Below are 19378 nucleotides of genomic sequence, written 5' to 3'. Positions count from 1 at the left end.
GCAACGAACTAGTAAAAGGGGATTAGATCGATGAAAATTGCAATTGCCGGATCAGGCGCACTCGGATGTGGATTTGGTTATCAGCTTCAGAAAAATGGACAGGACGTCACGCTCCTGGATTACTGGGAAGACCATATCCAGGCTATCAAGGACAAGGGACTGACCGTTTCTGTCAACGGAACCGAAGGAAACCAGCAGATGAAAGTCTGCAAGCCGGAAGAAGCTGATGGAGAGATGGATATTATCTTTGTCTTTACAAAAGCCATGGGACTGAAAGCAATGATGAAAAGTATCGCCCATTTAATTGGTCCAGACACTAAGATTGTCTGCTTACTTAACGGACTGGGCCACCATGAAACGCTCCAGGCTTTTGTGGACAAGCGCAACATCATCATGGGGACTACAGTCTGGACAGCGGGCATCGAAGCACCGGGAGTAACCCGTCTAAACGGTCAGGGACCGGTTGAGTTACAGAACAGCCATCCAGAAGAAAAACAGGCGGCGCTTGATATCGTCGATATGCTTAAAGAGAGCGGTTTGTACGGTGTGTACAGCGAGAACGTCACTTACACAACCTGGCGTAAAGCTTGTGTGAATGGAACCATGAATGCTTTGTGTGCGCTTCTGGACACGACAATCGATAAAGTCTTTGCCTCATCGACCATAGAATCGATGCTCAGAGGAATCGTATCCGAGTTTGCCGCAGTTGCAGAATTGCAGGACGGTATCGCCATTGATGTGGATGAGATGATCATTTACCTGAATGATGTTGCAAAACAAGTGGGAGAGCATTACCCATCCATGCATCAGGATCTGGCAAACAAGCGTCCGACAGAAATTGATTTTTTAAATGGCGCAGTCGCTGAAGCATCCAGAAAATTGGGTCTTTATGCACCCAATTGCCAGAAAATCACTGATTTAATCCATGCCAAGGAAGATATCCTGGGGATCAACCGGTAAGTTTAGTGAAAGACCGAAAGACCTTGCTTTCAGACAACGTTTAGGCTCTTAAGTATTTTAAAGGGCCTGAAGCTGCCTGCAGGCTGGGTCTTTTTTTGGTTCTATACTGGGTCGTGTTTGAGCTGACACGATGGGTCTATCATTGGAAAAAGTCAGCCTAGTTTATTGTCAATCAGTTGATTGAACGCTCAGAGTCGTTGATTTTTGCCAAGGCGAAAAGCGACATCCAGCATGACAACCTAAAATGACAACAATCAAATGAGTGCAGTAGACTGTTTAGTTTTTGTTATAAGTACAGACTTGATCAGTGTGTACTTGTCATGACTAGGGATAATTGTCACAAGTACAGCACAGTCGAGGCAGTAGACATGACGATTAGGGCTAATCATCGCTTTTTCGTGAACAAAGCGAAACGCATCATGATAAAAGACTCATCGCTATAAGTTTGGCTTTTGTGGATAAAGAAAAAAGCAATGAATACGCGGATGCATCATCCGTTTTTTCTATGCTGCCCCCACTGCTGGCCCCACACTATTGGGAACAGGACACTGTTTGATCAAGGCGATGCGACTAGGCGCCTGTTCGCTTTTCTCCGTATAGCTTACGTCTGAAAAAAACTATCAAACTGTAAATAGTAAATTACTCTCCCCGAAATAGGCACAAGAGGTAAAAAGAGCGGGGAAAGCGAACACTCTTTCTTTATAAGACAGATTATGCTATAATAAAAAGAGAACAGGAGATGTTCTACTTTTAAAATGGGGTTGTTACGGATTCGACAGGCATAGATTGAGCTTGGGTTGCGTTTTGCAGGTGACGGCTGCGCATCAACGTCAACAGTTAAACTAACTGCAAACAATAACAATAACTCTTACGCTTTAGCTGCGTAATAACAGCTTAGCGTGATCCGACCGGCATCGCCCATGTGCTCGGCACCGGGTCCTATATTAAGTGGGATACGTCTGTTCCTCCCGTCTGCAGGAACAGAAAGAGATTATCAGACTAGCGGCGCATGATGCCTGTTTTACGGCTAATGCTTAGCGAATTTAAGTAGTAAGACTATGAACGTAGATACTTGAGTGGCAATGTGTCTGGACAGGGGTTCGACTCCCCTCAACTCCATATTAAAATTTAGGTCAGAAGTGCTGATAAATCAGTGTTTCTGGCCTTTTTTGTCGTCTGAATAGCCTTAAATATCCTTTTAGGGAGACGGACTAGACGAAAAAGGATTACTGAGTGTGATTATAAAAAAGCAAAGGAGAGAGGTAATATGGGGCTTTATACTGTTGATTTAACTGGAAGAGAAGATTCTATTGAGTTTGGAAATGTTGGTAATAAGAATAACGAGTTAAAATTTTTTGTTGATATCCTAGAAACTAGACTAAGGATGGAAAACCTTAGATCGAGAACAATACATGATTATTTAAAATGGTATAAACATTACATTCAGTATTGTAACTCCCAAAGTACTTATGAGGTATCAAAACTAGATGCAAATTCGATATATGATTGGTTGGACAGTATGAAAGTATCGGATTCTACTAAGAATATTAGGTTAAAGTCTTTAAAAGCTAGTTTAAATCGATTGTATGATATGAATTACTTTAAAAATAATTACTGGAAGAATGTCAGAATAAGAATAGATATAAAGCAAAAACATGGGGCTAATGAAAATGATGTGCAAAAGCTGCTATCTACGCTGAATTTAAATGATTTTTTTGGGTTGCGTGATGCAGCTGCAATTTTATTGATGTACAGAACGGGTATTAGAAATTCTACGATGATGCAAGTAAGAGAAAAACACTTTGATTTTTCTGAGAATATTATTTATTTAGATGGCTCTATAATGAAAAACCACAAAAAGCTAGCATTACCAATTGATAATCAATTATCCCAGCTATTACAGTTATTGATATTTCAAAATAGCAAAATCAGAAATCATAACAATGTACACAATGATTATCTTTTTATTAGTCGTATTGGCGAAGGAATATGTGTTGGTGGCGGTCATTCAAATACAATTCAAAAAAGACTATTTAAGTACTCTAACAAATACAATATTGAAAATATTAGTCCCCATGGTTTAAGAAGAGGATTTGCGACAAATTTATTGAAGTCTGGAGCAAATATAGCTTTAATAAGCAAAGCACTAGGTCATAGTAGCTTAGAGGTCACAACAAGATATTTAGACATCTCAGAGAAAGAATTGATCGAAGGACTTAGAGAATTCCAAAATAAATAATTGGCTACGTTAACACCCCTAAAAACGTGGAGATATTAAGAGTCTAACGTTTAAAAGGTTTTACGTCTCCACCTTATTATTTTAGGTGTTTAGTGTTCTTTTAATCTAAATTTATTATTTTTTTAAATTTCTGTGTGGATTTGGGCACTTAAAGCGGTAATCAGATAAATAATTGAACTTTTAGAGTAATTTAACCCCGTAGGTTTAATTAGGGATTAAATTATGTAGACGGCTATTTCTATGGGAATTAAACATCTATTCTACTAACACTACTTTAGAATGCACTACGATAGTCAGAAACTTAACAGTTTATGACTACTGAACTTAATAATAAGAAATAGTTAAATCTAAAGGCTCTCAGAGTATTCAGAAACTTATGTTCATTTAATAATTTAGAAATGGAGGAAATTACAATGGATTATGGCTATGCAAGAGTATCAACTAAAGGTCAATCACTTGGAGACCAAATAAACCGACTTTCAGATGCAGGTGTCCTAAAAGAGAATATATACTCAGAGAAGTGTACAGGCACAAAGACCAACAGGCCAGTATTCAACATATTGATGGACAAATTGAAAGTTGGAGATACTATTCATATAACAAAGTTAGATAGGCTAGCTAGGAACACTAGAGAAGCTCTAACAATAATTGAGCAGCTTTTGGAAAGTAATGTAGCAATCAATGTACTTAACATTGGGAAAATAGAGAACACTAGTATTGGTAAATTAATATATACTATACTTTTATCAGTAGCTGAACTTGAAAGAGACATGATCGTAGAGCGTACTCAATCTGGTAAAGAGTTTGCTAAAAAGAATAACTCAAATTATAAAGAGGGCAGACCAAAGAGAAAGCTGACTAGTAAATATTTGCATGCCCTAGAACTGCTTGATGAAAATAGCTACAAACAGGTCGAAGAGAAAACGGGTATTAGTAAAAGTACATTGCAAAGAATCAAGAAGCAACATAAGAAAGAAGTAGATGATGGACTCAGAAAAATTAAAACTAGTTAGGTGCTGGAAAGTTTATAAGTTTACATTTGCTTATTTTAATAATTAGTTTACGAGTAACATTTTGAGAGATTTTCCAGAAGTGAGAAAGTATATACTATGGTGCATCAATTTAAAATTGCTGCTATTCAGTGTTATAGAGTACGGTATTAGTATATTTTCATCGTTAGTTTAAAATTATCGTTTTTCCAAATGAAAAATATTATATATGATATAATTTTAACTATAGGATTATTAGAAATAATAAAGTGATTCTGTACTAATTAATATTATTCAGATTGATAAGATTGGCTTATATTAGTCTCGTTAATAACGGTTACAATAATAAACTACTCATAGTTTACTTTCATAGAATAGTAAGTAGTTGTTAACGACACTTCTCAAGTAACGATCTTTATTAATTTTCATATACATGTTTATATGAGTTTAATTATTTCAATCAAAACTAGCGCTTATACTTGAGGGGGAGAATGTAATGTCAAGATTTAAATTCGAAGAAGAAACAACTATTAATTATTTTAGCCCACAAGAGATGTATATAGATTATAAGAAAAAGAAAATTAAAGGAATTATAAATTATCAGTCAGAAATGGTTGATAAATATATGAATGAAGGCTTTTACAAAAAAGATGTGGCTCTGGAATTACCAACTGGAAGTGGAAAAACTTTAGTTGGTTTGTTAATAGGAGAATTTAGAAGAATAACAGAAGGTGAAAGGGTAGTGTACGTATGTCCGAATAATCAACTTGTTAATCAAATGGTAGATAAAGCAATTAATGAATATGGGATTGACGCTGTAGGTTTTACTGGTTCTAAAGAAAACTATGGTTCAGAAGAAATAACTAGTTATTTAAGTAGTAAGAAAATAGCTGTGACAAATTACAGTTCTATTTTTAACATAAATAGTTTTTTTAGTGAATCTGATATTCTCATTTTTGATGATTCACATAGTTCGGAAAATTATATTGCCAGTAACTGGACGCTAAATATTAATAAGTATGAGCATTCTGATTTTTTTATAGCTTTAAGTGAAAGCTTAAAATCTGTAATTAACAATGCCTCATATAAAAGACTTGTTGAGGAGAGTAGTCCAAGCTCAGATGATAGTTGGAATGATTTGGTTCCAATGGCAAAGCAAAATATAATTATTGACGATTTGTATGAAATTATTAATACTAAAGTCCAAAACACTAATTTATTCTATCCATGGGAAAACATCAAAGACAAACTAAATATCTGTAATATATACCTCAGTAAACAAGATATAGTAATTAGACCCTACATTCCCCCTACCTTAAAGCACAAACCGTTTAAAAATGCAAAGCAAAGAATTTATATGTCAGCAACATTGGGTAATTCTGGTGAATTAGAAAGGACAGTAGGGGTTGGGAGAATAAATAGAATTTCTGTAGAAAAGGAAAGCATTCCTAGTATAGGGAGAAGGTTATTTATTTTTCCCAATGTTAAATTTCCAACTGAACAAAACTATGAGGTATTTCGTAAGATAAAATCTAAAACCCCAAGAGGTTTAATTCTTGTTGAAAGAAATGTAATAGCAGAGGAAATTAGATCTAAAATTAGTGAGAAAGACCCTAACATTCAATTATACAATGCCAAACAGTTAGAGAATTCTATCGAAGAATATGAAAATGATGAAAATGCAGTTGCTATATTGGCCAATAGGTATGACGGATTAAATTTGCAAGATGATGCTTGCCACTTTTTATTATTATCAGGATTACCGACAGGTAGACATCTTCAAGAAAAATTTTTTAATTATAGACTTTCTACTTCAATTCTTTATAACGAAAGACTAAAGACAAGAATTACTCAAGCAACAGGCAGATGTACTAGAAGCACTAATGATTACGCTGTAGTAATGATTACTGGGAGAGATTTAGAAAATATAATGCTTTCTAAGGATAAACAAAAGCTTTTTGCTCCAGAGTTAAGAGCTGAAATAAAAACTGGTTTAGACGTAAGTGCTTCTGCAAGAGATATTGATGATTTAGTTGATATTGCTAATCTGGGACTGACTCAAAGTGGTGATTGGGATGAAATTGAGAGCCAGATAATAAAGAAGAGAAATGAATATAGAAAAACTGATAATGACAATTCTGTGTATGAACAATTATATAAGGTTGCAAAACTTGAAGTTGAGTATCAGTATCATATGTGGATGAATGAGTTCCTTGAAGCACTAGAGGTAGTGGAAAAAATTATTAAAGAATTAAATGCTAGAAGTCTAGGAGGTTACAGACAGTACTGGAATTATATTATGGGAAGTATTTATGATTTGCTTTACTTAGAGCATGGGGGTCCTGTCTATAAAAATAAGGCTAATGAATATTACGATAATGCAGCAAGATACTCAGACACTATAACTTGGTTCAGAAATTTAAAAACTAAAGATAAAGATGTAAGCTTTACAGACAAAATAGAAGAATCAGAAGTTGGAAGTGTAGTTGATAGAATTGAATCTTCACTATCAAAGATTAGAGTAACAAGAAAGACAAGTATAATAGAACAAGAAGCACATGACATTATTTCTTTGTTAAATGACAAGGGAGTCAAGTTTGAAGAGGGAATGGAGAAGTTAGGCAATTTCTTGGGTTATGATGCTGGCAATGCTGAATCTGGTGGGGCACCTGACCCTTGGTGGGTATTAAATGAAAAATTATGTATAGTCTCTGAGAGTAAAATTTATGAGAGTGATAGTAAGATAATTCCTCTTAAAGATGTTAGAGAATCTGCCGGACATCCTAACTGGATAAGAGAGCATATTGATAATTTAGATGAGGATGCTGACATACTTAATATTTTTATTACTAATGCTAATAAGATCGATAATATTGCAAAAGTTCAAGCAGATGGAATTTATTATTTGAACAAAGTAAGAATTATTGATTTTGCAGAACGGGCATTAGCTGTAGTCAAGACTATTAAGAAAAACTATACTTCTGAAGGTAGTATGACTTGGAGAGAATATGCTAAAGAGGAATTAGTTAAAAGCAAAGTAACACCAAAGGATTATATCGACTTAGTTAAACAATATGAACTAAACGAATTAGATTAATTTCCACCTTGGAAAATACGATAAAATCAACATTTTACCAAGTTTTATTCTTAGTAATTAGCTGAGTTGTGTTAAAGAATATTATCTATGGGAGGAATTTTCATGAGCTATGTTATTGAACCTATGACACTGCTATCATTTTTAGATGAATCAAATATGAAACTGCCTAGATTTCAGAGAAGAGCAACATGGACCAGTAAACAAAACTTTGAACTCTGTATAAGTGTTTTTCAAGAGTATCCAATAGGTGTAGTAATCGTTAATAAGGAAAAAAGCACATCATGGCTTTTAGATGGTCGACAAAGACGAAATGCTTTGTCTTTAATGAGAAGAAATCCGATAGATATATATTTATGGGCACAAAGCTACCTCAAATTTAACAAAACTGCTGACACTAGTGAAGTTACAGATGTTTTTTGGGCAAAAATTGCAAAGTACCTTCAAACAGATACTGTAGAAAACAATGAGGGAACTGAAAATGAAGAAACTTCATTGTATGAAGGAGAAGAAGATTTAACGGAGCACTCCTTTAATGCAGAAACCCAAAGGAAAGGCTTAAACACATTATTAGATATTATCAAGATGGTTCATCAAATCGACAAAAAGGGAATCAGTTCTTGGGAAAGACAGTTTGACTACAGTGATTATTTCTCTAAACTCAAGTACGCCCCTTACAAAAATGGTGAAAGAAAAATCGATCCTATCTCACTTAGGGAATTCATAATACAACTACAGAAAGACTACAATAAAGAGTATGAGGGAGCAATTACTAAGGAATTTTTTATTGATTATTATTTTACTTTATATGATATAAAAGATGGCTTTAAAAATAGTTTTAAGGAAAAAGTTGATACTCATTGGAAAGATATAGAGCACTGTTTCGATGTAATCAAAAGAACTGAGCAAGTTTTTGCTGATACTAGAATAGGAGTAATACATCTCAACAATGCCTCGCCTTTAGATGCTCAGCTTATATTTTCAATGACTAATAGTGGAGGAACTCAGCTTAGAGCTGAAGAATTACTCTCTGCAAAACCTTTTTGGAATATACCAGTAGGTAATTTACAGTCAGATGTTATAACTAAAATCAACGAATTATATCATAAACTAGACATACCTACTCCTAGTCAAATTGTTAGATGGGACTTGCCAGCGACATTAATATCAAGGGTAGATTATGACAATTTAATATTTGAGAATTATAACGCTAGCAAGAAAAAGGGCACAGTGTCAATGGATGAAATAACATTAGGATTTAAGCTTGTCAGTTCTATATATAATAGTGGAATGTCAGCTCGACATGTAGCGGAATTAGAAACTAATAAAGAATTGAATTGGGAAAAAGATATTAATGAACTCGCAGAAGAAATAAATAACATGATAAGTGTATTAATGCATAAAGGATTCTTCAGAAATTTACAGAGCTGGAATATGCCTATAACTAAGTTGTTAGGCAATGCTATAGCACTTGAATTTTTGACTATATCATATTTGAACTGGAAAGATAAAGATTCTCCAATGATATCGTCTAATGCGGTTAAAACATTTCAAAGGGAATCAATTATCTTGTTTGATCGATTAGTTTATGAATATGCTACGAGAAGTTGGCGTGGTTCGGGAGATTCGAAGATGTCTAACGATATTAAGGATTGGAAAAATAGAATCAGACCAGTTTCAAAAAGCGAATGGAGTGAGTTTATAAAAGAATCTTGCTCAGGTGAATATAATGGGGCTGCAACTACAGTTAAATTGCTTAAGCCTACATTGTATTATAGTTATTTACTCAGCAATCGTACCCCTGAGAATATAGTTGATATTAAGCACGAAGTAGACCATATTATTCCAAAAGAAAAGCTGAATAACAATCCAATGGTTAATAAGAATTTTAAGGATAGTTTGTCAAATTTAGCTGTTCTGTCTAGCATAAATAATAATTCTAAGAAGAGTAAAGCATTGAATGAAATTACCGATGCATGGTTAAAAAATATGATTAAAACATATACAGGAATTGATGAAAAAGACTTTGATAAGTTTTCAGATGTTTCTAATATTGATTCATTAGTCAAAAAAAGAACTAAATTTTTCCAAAGCATTTTTGATGCAGACAGAGATAATCTTTTATCTAATTAGTTCATCTAACTTTCAATACAACTGAAAAGTATGAGATGATTTCTTTAAAGTAAAAGAACCCCACAAAACAAAACTTAACACAAACTCAATTATACAATTCTAAAAGTTGAAAGTAGCTTATTATGCTCAACGGAAATAATATGTTTTAAATCCATTATAAATTAGGTGTTAATGATGTGTTGCAGGTGAAATTCAACTCTATTAGTAATAATTTATTAATGTATTTGGATATCACCTGTAACATAAATGAAATGCATAAAACATGGACTTTTGGAGTGTATAGTTAATATAAAAGGAGTACCAAATTAGATGGCAAGAGTAGAATATACACAAGTAGAATTATTAGTTAACAACCCATATCTAAAAGATGTTGAGATCGAAACATATTCTAAAGAATTGGAAAAGAATGGAAGACTCCATACTACAACAATGAAAAAGATTGAAAAAATATATAAAGATAATCATCATGCTGTTAAGTGGACAGCATATGGTAAAAGAGGTAAGTTATTAGTCGGTAAAAAGAAAACTAACCCTAAGCCAAGAATCGAAAACAGAAGAGGAAACTATACGGAGTATGCTGAGGCAGGTAGTAAGTTACTAGCACACTATATTTATGAGTTGAATAGTAATAACAAATTAGATGCTACTTTTAAAGAATTAAGTATGACTAGAATAAATTGGCTAAATCATATTGACATCACGAGTCCAATGAAGCTTGAAAATTCTCAAATTAATTATATTGAGGAAGATTTGAAAAATCTAAGTATGAACATAGGTATTGATGAAACAAGGCTAGTTAAGTTAGTTTATAAAGTTATTGATAACTATAAAATTAGAAAAGAACTATTTTACAGAGAAGTTTTTTCATCAATTTCGAATTACTTGAGAAACGAGTATAGTTTGTTTTTTGATGATAAGTATTATGCGCTTTTAATAAGTGGTGACGAAGATTTTTTGTCTGAAAATGCTAAGATTAAGTATAATTATTATATAGATAATTTAGATTATACCGAGACTTATAACGGGCATAGGATAAAATTAAGCAAAGATGATGAAGAAGATATTGTAGCATATCAAAAAACCTTACTATCTCACTATTCTATTACCCATAAAGATATTATGTGGAGAATAAATTATGAACCTGTTAAGGATTATTTAGGTAATGAGAGTAGATATTTAAAAGAGAACTATCACATACAAAGATTGTGGAAACAAAAAACTGTACAGAATCCAGACATATTAAAAAGAGTACAATATGGCATTCAAAAGCGAACGGCAGATAGAGATATAGTACGTGAACAGTTGCAAAAGAGATGGTTAAAACATATGGAAAACATAAATAGAGCAAAAGGTTTTGAAGGTCTATTTATGTTCTACTATTTCAATAAAATAGACTCATTGTTAAATGGGAAAATATTAGATGAACGTCAATTTTTTGAAAACTATGAACAGTATTATAATGATGAGATTGCTGAGTTGATAGAACTATTTGGAGATAAGGTGCTAGATGTTGATATGCCAAATAATAATGAAACTTTGTATTACAAAATATTGCTAGAATTAAAAGGAAATCATCGATCAGGTTTACCTAAAAGTAAGGGAGCTTAATATGAAAACATACAAATCTAGGCTTGATGGTAATAATATTGTATTAGATGTCCCGAAAGAATTAGACATTAAAGTGGGAGAAGAATATATTGTTCTTGTAGGGGATGATAATTCGATTACTTATGTACCTTGTGAAAGACATAGTATTAAGGATTCAATAAAAGCTCGATCAAAAGATAAAGAAATCGAATATACAGAACAAATTTGGGAAGACTTATAATTTATCAACGGGTGTAATTATTCATATTTGTCACGCCAGTGGTTCATGACAAGTATTTCTTAAAAAGAATTTATCTCACATGTGCTAAATCAGTTCTCTTACGTTTTTTCAGTTTCGGAGCTATTTAATTCCTAGATAAGTTTACATTTGATTAGAACTTACACATGCTAAAGGAGAGTAACTATGACAGCAGAAGACTTGCGCAACCAACTTATTTTATATCTGCAAAATAAAATTCATGAAGAATATGATATTCGTCATGATAAAAACAATCAGATATTTTCATATGCGTCGAAAGGAATTGAAAAAGATATAGATGCACTTCCAGAAATCACTAATTCACTTAATGAAATAGCACATAGTGAACAGCGTTCAACTAGCTTTCATGAATTATTAAAATTTTTAGAAGAGTTAAATTTGTCTAAATAATAAAGCATGGTTTAAACAGATAGGACTTGTTTTTTAAAAACCTTAGTAAAGAGAGGTGATTTTTTGAAGGAAATCTATAATGAGTATTACTACGTATTACGAGAAACAGTCGATCTTGATTTATTCTTTGAAGAGCTTTTTAGCATTGAAAGAAAGAACAAAAATTCAGACACAAAAATTATTAGAATAGGCAAACAAAATTTTGACTTTCAGTATAATAATAAAAATTATAAGTGCTACTATGAAGTTTTTAGCAACTATAAAAATGAAGAAACCGTATCTTTGAAAATTGGTATTTATTATGAAAAAAATAAAGAGAGAGCTGCCAAAGTATTATCTGAAGTTTTGCTTAAAATTTCAAAAAACACTAATAACAAATTTTACTCTATAGCTATTGAAGACAATTTGTCTATGTATTACTCTATAAGAACATTTAAACATCTGGCAGTGTATGAACGAAGTTTAAGGAAACTTATTATATCAATATTTGTACCGTTGCATAGTAAGGATTGGAGTAAAATTATATTAACTCAAGTACCTGATTTCAAAGGTGCAGGAAATAAAGACAATATAGAAAAGGGATTGGAAAAGTTATCATTATCTAAGTTAGAAGATTTGTTTTTTAAAAAAAGATTACTTCTAAACTCTCAGAATTTCAATGAAATATTTAACACTGAGGACATAAAAAAAATGAATAAAGAGGAGCTCGTTCAGCTTATTGAAAAAGCCAAACCTTATTCACTATGGGACAAGCACTTTTACAAGTTTGCTAAGGTGGAAAATCCAGAAAAAATAATGAAAGAGATTAAAAAAGAACGAGATAAAATAGCTCATCATAGGTATTTTTCAAAAAAATCCTATGAGAATGTGACTAAAAATCTAAATTACTTAATTCCAAAAATACAGAAAGCTAACGATAATATTGTGAGCCATCAAAATCGATCTATGATAATCGATTTTGCTAGTATACTAAAGAATTTACCCGAATTGGTAAAGAATGTTCAAGAATCTTTTAAAATACTGGCAGACACTATGGCTAAAAATGAAATATTTTTAACTAAATTAAATATTCCAAAGGCTATTGATTTGGCAAGTATGGTACCTAAAGTTGAAATGCCTAATATTGATGATATAGCAAGTATCATGGCTAAAATTGATGTACCCAAATATACTTTTCCAGAGTTTAATCAACTTTCAGACAATAAAGATTACTCCGATATTTTTATATTAAATCGGCCGAACTTCATTGAACATAATTATTTAAATTATTACAGGGGGAATCAATTCTTTATCAGTGGGTTCATAAATAACTTTGACGACAAAGAACTAAATGATAATCGGTAACATTACTAAACAATATTATCGAATTATAATAACTTACAGGAGGGGTACTGTTGAGTCACTTAACATTAGATGATTTAAGAAATAGAGCTTTAGTATTTGAAAAGCATCATAGCAACGATGCAGACGAACGACAGCAAGCTCAATCATGGATTAAAGATTTTTTAGAAGGAATTTTTGATATTCCTAAAAGAAAAGTAAATGCTGGATTTGAATGGAGAGTAAAAACTGAATCCAGACAAGTGTATGTCGATCATCTTTTAAATGGTGTTATTTTGATTGAAATGAAGAGTAAAGGAAAATCATTAGATAAAGCCAAATCACAAGCCTATCAGTATGTTATGAAGCTAAAAGATGAGGACATTCCTCAATATGTAATGTTATGTGACTTTGAATATATTCAATTAATTAATCTAGACAACAATCACGAAATTAAATTTCCAGTAAAAGAATTACATAAATATATTGAAACATTTAACTTTCTGACTAATAAAGAAATCATAGTAACTACTCCACAAAATCCAGTCAATAAGGAAGCAGCAGTTTTACTAGAAAAATTGCATCATTTACTTAGAAAAATGAACTATCCACCAAACGCTTCTACTTTGATTATGACGAGATTAGTTTTTTGCTTATTTGCAGATGATACTGGAATTTTTGAAAAAAATCAGTTTCGACAATTTCTAATTAATAATACTGCGGAGGATGGATCGGATTTATTAGATAAATTATCAAACCTGTTTATAGTTCTTAACACCCCTGAAGAAGATCGCTATCAAAGTAAAGAATTTCTCGGTTTTAGATATATTAATGGTGGTTTATTTAAGGTAGCGATTCCATCTGGAATTTCTCTGACGGAAGAAGTTAGAAATATGCTATTAGAGGTTTCTAAATTAGATTGGAGTCAGATAAGTCCAATTATCTTCGGTTCAATGTTTGAAGGGGCACTAAATGAAAAAGAGAGACATAATTTGGGTGCTCATTACACATCTGAAGTCAACATTATGAAAGTAGTTAATTCTTTGTTTCTAGATGATTTACACGATGAACTTGAGTCAATAACCAAATATAAATCGGGTAGATTAAATAGGTATTTAGAGTTTCATGATAAAGTATCTAATCTCAATTTTCTCGATCCCGCTTGTGGCTCAGGTAACTTTTTAATACTAGCTTACAGAGAGCTAAGGAGATTGGAAAATGAGGTAATTCGATTAATTAGAGTTGAGGAATTCTTGGCTTCTAATAGAAATATCAGTTCAGTAAGTGCAGACGAACTTCATTATAAAGATTACCAAGATACTTTATTTAGTGTAGAAGACAGCATAAGAGTTAATGTTAATAATTTTTATGGTATTGAAATAGAGCCTTACGCAGCATCCATTGCTAAATTAGGTTTATGGTTGATGGACCATCTAATGAATATAGAAACTTCTAATAAATTTAGTAGATACTTTGTGAGGTTACCTTTGCAAACAGGGGCTAAAATATATACAGACAATGCAATGCAACTCGATTGGCGAGAAGTAATTAGTCCCCAGAAATTAAATTATATTATAGGCAACCCACCATTTATAGGAGCACGATTAATGAGCTCTGAGCAAAAGGAAGAGCTAAAGAAAGTTTTTGGAGATAAGAAAGCTGGTAATTTAGATTATGTTGCTGGATGGTATCATAAAGCGGCTATAATGATGAGTTATAATGGTACTATAGATGCGGCACTGGTCTCAACAAATTCTATTGTCCAAGGGGAGCAAGCAGCGTTACTTTGGAAAGATATATTTAATAGAAATATATCTATTAATTTTGCTCACCAAACGTTTAATTGGGATAATGAAGCTAATGTTTTCGTAGTAATTATAGGATTTTCCAAATTAAAGAAAAAGGATAAATATATATTTGAATATGAAACTTTAAATGGAAATCCCAATTCAAAAAAAGTATCAGTCATAAATGAATATCTCCTAGAGTCCTCACCACTACTATTAACTAAGTCGTCTAATCAAATTTCGAGTTATCAGAAAATGCATTTTGGGAGTATGGCTAATGATGGAGGAAACTTGATATTAAGTAGTGAAGAAAAAAATAATATTATAAAACTTCATCCAGAACTAACCCCTTATATACATCCTTTTATAGGCTCAAAAGAATTAATAAGAAATGAAAAAAGATATATAATTTATCTTAAAGATGCTCCTCTATCGTTAATGAGAAGTAATTCAGAAATAAAATCCAGAGTTGAAGCTGTAAAAGCTTATAGATTGAGTAGTAGAAGAAAAAAGACGAATGAGTTAGCAGAAGTTCCATATCTGTTAGGTGAAGATAGGGTAGTTAAAGATACTTTTTTAATTATACCGAGAGTATCGTCTATAAGAAGAGAGTATATACCTATGGGCTTTGAAGAGTGGCCTACAATTGCTTCAGATTCTGCTTTTGTACTACCAAATTCAGACTTATTCATATTCGGAGTTTTAGAAACGAGAATGCACACGCTTTGGCTGAAGACTGTAGGAGGAAAATTAAAAGGGGACTATAGATATTCAAATAGTCTTGTCTACAATAATTTTGTTTTTCCTGAGGTAACAGATGAGAAGAAAGAAAATATAAAAAAATTGGCTTCTATTATGTTAAAGAAACGCAATGATTATTTAGAAAAAGGTAATTCCTTAGCAGACTTATACGATCCACTGTTTATGCCTATAGATTTAAAAAAATCTCATCAACTTCTTGATGATGCTGTTGAGAGGCTTTACAAGACAGACGGATTCGATAATGATAATGAACGACTTGAATTCATTATGAAGCTTTACTTGAAAAAAAGATTTGACAGGTAATTATGATATAAGTTTATATTTAGGTTCATTTTAGATAGTAGGGAGAGCCAATAATATTTTTTTAAATTATTATTGACTTATAAACTTATAAGTTATACTCTAATTAAAACACTTCGAACTAAATTCGTGGAATTGTCCGTCTCCCTTACAATAGGAGAAGTTAAAAACATTGCTGTATCAATCTAAGTAGTAAGACTATGAACGTAGATACTTGAGTGGCAATGTGTCTGGACAGGGGTTCGACTCCCCTCAACTCCATAGAATCAACCGTCAAGAAGAGCCTGTAAGTGCTGATCAGTCAGTATTTGCAGGCTTTTTTATGGAAAAGACAGGACTGAATGAACCTTCTCCCAGAGGCTTCCCCGTCTTTAACAACATATTCCTTTTCCTTGTAAAATACTTTATACTGAAGCTAGGCAGTTCAACAAACGAACGTGACCGGATGTACATAAACAAATCAGCGGAACTGTACCCAACAATAAGTAAAAAATACTGCACAATAGGAGATGGAAAAAGAGTGGAAAGTACACACAAAAAGAAGCGGAAAAGCTTTAGCGATAAATGGTTCAACATAGGGAAGAATATCTTGCTGCTCTTTCTGATTATTTATGTCGGTAGCCGAATCGACTGGCTGTTTACACCTGTTCGGGTGGCTTTTCAGACGGTCTTTATCCCGCTGATTCTAACGGGCTTTCTGTTTTACCTGCTGCGCCCGTTCGTTAAACTTCTGAACAAGAAAATACCCAAAGGTCTGGCTATTCTTATCGTCTATATCATCCTGGGAGGGACCCTCACTTTTGGCCTAGTGTCTCTCGGGCCGATTCTGCAGGATCAGATCATGAGTCTGGCTAACAACATCCCTAACATTATCGCCAGTGTTGAAGATTGGGTACTGGAAGTGGACCTGTTCAACCGGATTAGCCAGCTTGAAGATGAGCAGTTTATCAACCTCGATGAGTATATAGAAACAATCACCAATACCTTGAACACGATGGGTCGAGGGCTGATCAGCGGACTCGGGTCGCTTGTAGGGACAGTCGCCAGTGTGCTGTTTGTCCTTTTACTGCTGCCGATTCTTTTATTCTATATTCTGAAAGACTCCAGCACTTTTTATGAAAGCTTTATACGGGTTTTTCATCCTAGACAGCAGAAGGAAGTCCGAAGCATACTTGAAGACATTGACCATACCCTTTCCTCCTATATTCAAGGACAGGGAATCGTTTGTCTCTTTGTCGGTATTCTGTGCTTTGTCGCTTTTCTTGTCATTGGCCTGGAATATGCCTTACTCCTTGGAGTTATTGCGGGGGTGACGAATCTGATCCCTTATTTTGGACCCTGGATTGGCAGCGTGCCGGCCGTTATGGTCGCCATCTTCACCTCGCCCTATGCGGCCTTGGCGACAATCATTGCTGTTGTTGTGATCCAGCAGATTGAAAGTAATCTGATTGCTCCCCAAGTCATCGGCAAGAAGCTCAAGATTCATCCCATTATGATCATTTTTCTAATCCTGATTGCAGCTCAGCTGATTGGACTCATCGGCATGATCCTGGCCGTACCTTTCTACGCCACTTTCCGGGTACTGGTCGTTCACGGCATGAAGATATGGATGCTCAGAGGTTATGAAGAAGAAAGTGAAGCCTGAGCTTCAAACAGTGTACTATTTGATTTCTAGCAAAAAAGTGCCATTAGTGATGAAATGAAAAAGCTGAGTGTGCAGAGTCCTGCATGGTCAGCTTTTTCTGTTTTATGTCTGTGGGAAAGCTTAAGGAGAGTAGACTGATCTATAGGGCTCAGGATGATAGACAATAGCGGCCGGAGCAGATATACTAAACACTTGAGGACTATAAAGTAAATCGATGTATAAAAGAATGTGCGGATAAAAACGAGGCAAGGTCAGCGTAAGCAAATAAATACAACGCAGGAAAAGGAGCAGAAAAAATGAAACCGACAGCACTAGTATTTTTTGATTTAGATGGCACACTTTTAAATGCAGATTCCATGATTGATGAGGATGTAAAAAAAGCCCTGTCAGAGTTGAAGCAGAAGGGAGCCGTCCCTTTTATTGCGACCGGCCGAAGCCAGATTGAAATTCAGCATATTTTGGAAGAAACGGTTATCGACTCTTATATCACTTTGAATGGGCAGTACATCCATTATGAAGGTGAAGAAGTGTTTAGAAATGTTATTTCCCCTTCCATCGTTAAAAAAATGAAGAACCTGACAGCAGAAAAGAACTTGGCCCTTTCACTTTACAGTCCGGATAAGATACGGGCTACCTTCCACAATGACACAATCAGAAAGGCCTATGGCTTTATTCATGAAGAGCCACCGGCAGTGGATGCAGAGCTGGATGAAAAAGAGGATATCCTGATGATGTTGGTCTTGAATGAAGAGCCGGCTAACGATCATCAGATCACTCAGAGCTTTGATGACTTGTCCTTTTTCAGAAACACTCCTTTTAGTATAGATACAATCTCCAAAGGGCACAATAAAGCAAAAGGCATCGATGCTTTGCTTGATGCAGCTGGCATGACAGATGTCCCTCTGTATGCCTTCGGTGATGGAGCCAACGACAAAGAAATGCTCAGCCGGGCAGATCACAGCGTGGCCATGGCTAACGGACTGAACGAGGTGAAAGAGCTGGCCGATTATGTTACGTCAGCAAATACTGACGGTGGAATTAGAGAAGGCCTTAAACATTTCGGACTGATTGACTGACCACACATCAGCTTCCGATTCATTTTTACTTTACAGACTGCATTCACAGGATGCAAGAACAAGGCGAAGAGCAGAGAAGCCATAGGGACAAACAGCAGGCCCTCTGTCTTTGGCCTGAAAAAAGGCGAAGCCGTAGGAAGTCACAGATTTCAGTGTCAACAGACAGATGAACAGACTGACTTATTGAAAGGCTAAAAAGGGGAGGCTTTTTAAGCTCTCCCTACTATTTAATAAAAAGGAGTCAGTTCATGCTTTATAAAACACATATAGCAGTGACCTATGCCACTGCCCTGCCGCTGATGGCGATGACCGGGCCCGTGACTGTAGGGAATCTTTTTGCCCTCGGGCTGGGGTCTGTCATGCCGGATATCGATCATCCGAAATCGTTTATCGGGAACCGGACTGGGGGAATCAGTCAGGGCATCGGCAAGGTCTTTGGGCACCGGGGCCTGGCCCACTCTCTGCTGGGGACCGGTGTTTTCTATCTGCTGGCCCAGGCATTGATTACCTCATTCAATTTTCCTTCAAGCTGGCTCAGTTGGTTTATTGCGGGCTACCTGGCCCATCTGGTGCAGGATTCCTTTTCAAGGACTGGAGTAGCATGGCTGCAGCCGGTCATCAACAAACGTATTCAGTTTGGCTTCAGAATCGTGTATTACCGGACCGGAAGAACAGCAGAGACCATTATTTTTTGGCTGGCCTGTGGGGGAGTTCTTTACCAGTTTTCAAGACTACTTAAGTGACAGACAAACAGTATCTTGTTTTTGTATATAAAAGACAAGCGTCTTTGTATATGACTACTGCCAGTTGAATGTA

13 protein-coding genes and 1 other RNA gene are annotated in these 19378 nt (G+C 34.5%); all 14 read left to right on the top strand.

The window, feature by feature from the left end; translation table 11 throughout:
- Positions 1–30 precede the first annotated feature (30 nt).
- The 14 genes from ADIAL_RS09275 to ADIAL_RS09215 all read left to right on the top strand — a co-directional run bounded on the left by ADIAL_RS09275 (position 31) and on the right by ADIAL_RS09215 (position 19305).
- Complete coding sequence (locus ADIAL_RS09275) at positions 31–960, top strand: 2-dehydropantoate 2-reductase (protein WP_034302874.1); 930 nt, start codon at positions 31–33, stop codon at positions 958–960.
- A 757-nt stretch (positions 961–1717) separates the two neighbouring features.
- Positions 1718–2082: a transfer-messenger RNA gene (gene ssrA, locus ADIAL_RS11265) on the top strand.
- 145 nt (positions 2083–2227) lie between these two features.
- Entirely contained in the window at positions 2228–3199 is a 972-nt protein-coding gene (locus ADIAL_RS09270; RefSeq protein WP_051503842.1) for a tyrosine-type recombinase/integrase, read from the top strand.
- 398 nt (positions 3200–3597) lie between these two features.
- Positions 3598–4212: a recombinase family protein gene (locus tag ADIAL_RS09265; RefSeq protein ID WP_034302873.1), complete on the top strand. Its 615-nt coding sequence runs from the start codon at positions 3598–3600 to the stop codon at positions 4210–4212.
- A gap of 472 nt (positions 4213–4684) precedes the next feature.
- A complete protein-coding gene (locus ADIAL_RS09260) occupies positions 4685–7285 on the top strand; it encodes a DEAD/DEAH box helicase family protein (protein ID WP_034302871.1) in 2601 nt (866 codons plus the stop codon).
- 102 nt (positions 7286–7387) lie between these two features.
- Positions 7388–9415, top strand: coding sequence for a DUF262 domain-containing protein (locus ADIAL_RS09255; RefSeq protein ID WP_034302869.1), 2028 nt, complete (start codon positions 7388–7390; stop codon positions 9413–9415).
- A 309-nt stretch (positions 9416–9724) separates the two neighbouring features.
- Positions 9725–11023 carry a hypothetical protein gene (locus tag ADIAL_RS09250; protein ID WP_034302868.1) on the top strand — a complete coding sequence of 433 codons (1299 nt, stop codon included), beginning with the start codon at positions 9725–9727 and terminating at the stop codon, positions 11021–11023.
- 1 nt (position 11024) lies between these two features.
- Positions 11025–11243: a hypothetical protein gene (locus tag ADIAL_RS09245; protein WP_034302866.1), complete on the top strand. Its 219-nt coding sequence runs from the start codon at positions 11025–11027 to the stop codon at positions 11241–11243.
- A 183-nt stretch (positions 11244–11426) separates the two neighbouring features.
- The gene (locus ADIAL_RS09240) at positions 11427–11672 is read left to right on the top strand and encodes a hypothetical protein (RefSeq protein ID WP_034302864.1); all 246 of its coding nucleotides are present in this window, start codon (positions 11427–11429) and stop codon (positions 11670–11672) included.
- 63 nt (positions 11673–11735) lie between these two features.
- Complete coding sequence (locus ADIAL_RS09235; RefSeq protein WP_034302862.1) at positions 11736–13016, top strand: hypothetical protein; 1281 nt, start codon at positions 11736–11738, stop codon at positions 13014–13016.
- A 50-nt stretch (positions 13017–13066) separates the two neighbouring features.
- On the top strand, positions 13067–15844 hold the full coding sequence (locus tag ADIAL_RS09230; protein WP_034302860.1) for a DNA methyltransferase: 2778 nt from the start codon (positions 13067–13069) through the stop codon (positions 15842–15844).
- 319 nt (positions 15845–16163) lie between these two features.
- Positions 16164–17486 carry an AI-2E family transporter gene (locus ADIAL_RS09225; RefSeq protein WP_197017795.1) on the top strand — a complete coding sequence of 441 codons (1323 nt, stop codon included), beginning with the start codon at positions 16164–16166 and terminating at the stop codon, positions 17484–17486.
- Between the two features lie 296 nt (positions 17487–17782).
- Positions 17783–18562, top strand: coding sequence for a Cof-type HAD-IIB family hydrolase (locus ADIAL_RS09220; protein WP_034302858.1), 780 nt, complete (start codon positions 17783–17785; stop codon positions 18560–18562).
- Positions 18563–18810: 248 nt separating this feature from the next.
- Complete coding sequence (locus ADIAL_RS09215; protein ID WP_034302856.1) at positions 18811–19305, top strand: metal-dependent hydrolase; 495 nt, start codon at positions 18811–18813, stop codon at positions 19303–19305.
- Positions 19306–19378: the final 73 nt, after the last annotated feature.

Source organism: Alkalibacterium sp. AK22, assembly GCF_000585255.1.
Taxonomy (GTDB): Bacteria; Bacillota; Bacilli; order Lactobacillales; family Carnobacteriaceae_A; genus Alkalibacterium.
This window is presented reverse-complemented; position numbering and strand designations above follow the sequence as displayed.

What these genes read in the sequence shown, in the direction of transcription:
- ADIAL_RS09245 (WP_034302866.1), top strand. Translation starts at nt 11,025, where the DNA reads ATGAAAACATACAAATCTAGGCTTGATGGTAATAATATTGTATTAGAT.
- ADIAL_RS09220 (WP_034302858.1), top strand. Translation starts at nt 17,783, where the DNA reads ATGAAACCGACAGCACTAGTATTTTTTGATTTAGATGGCACACTTTTA.
- ADIAL_RS09265 (WP_034302873.1), top strand. Translation starts at nt 3,598, where the DNA reads ATGGAGGAAATTACAATGGATTATGGCTATGCAAGAGTATCAACTAAA.
- ADIAL_RS09240 (WP_034302864.1), top strand. Translation starts at nt 11,427, where the DNA reads ATGACAGCAGAAGACTTGCGCAACCAACTTATTTTATATCTGCAAAAT.
- ADIAL_RS09215 (WP_034302856.1), top strand. Translation starts at nt 18,811, where the DNA reads ATGCTTTATAAAACACATATAGCAGTGACCTATGCCACTGCCCTGCCG.
- ADIAL_RS09255 (WP_034302869.1), top strand. Translation starts at nt 7,388, where the DNA reads ATGAGCTATGTTATTGAACCTATGACACTGCTATCATTTTTAGATGAA.
- ADIAL_RS09260 (WP_034302871.1), top strand. Translation starts at nt 4,685, where the DNA reads ATGTCAAGATTTAAATTCGAAGAAGAAACAACTATTAATTATTTTAGC.
- ADIAL_RS09270 (WP_051503842.1), top strand. Translation starts at nt 2,228, where the DNA reads ATGGGGCTTTATACTGTTGATTTAACTGGAAGAGAAGATTCTATTGAG.
- ADIAL_RS09275 (WP_034302874.1), top strand. Translation starts at nt 31, where the DNA reads ATGAAAATTGCAATTGCCGGATCAGGCGCACTCGGATGTGGATTTGGT.
- ADIAL_RS09225 (WP_197017795.1), top strand. Translation starts at nt 16,164, where the DNA reads ATGGAAAAGACAGGACTGAATGAACCTTCTCCCAGAGGCTTCCCCGTC.
- ADIAL_RS09250 (WP_034302868.1), top strand. Translation starts at nt 9,725, where the DNA reads ATGGCAAGAGTAGAATATACACAAGTAGAATTATTAGTTAACAACCCA.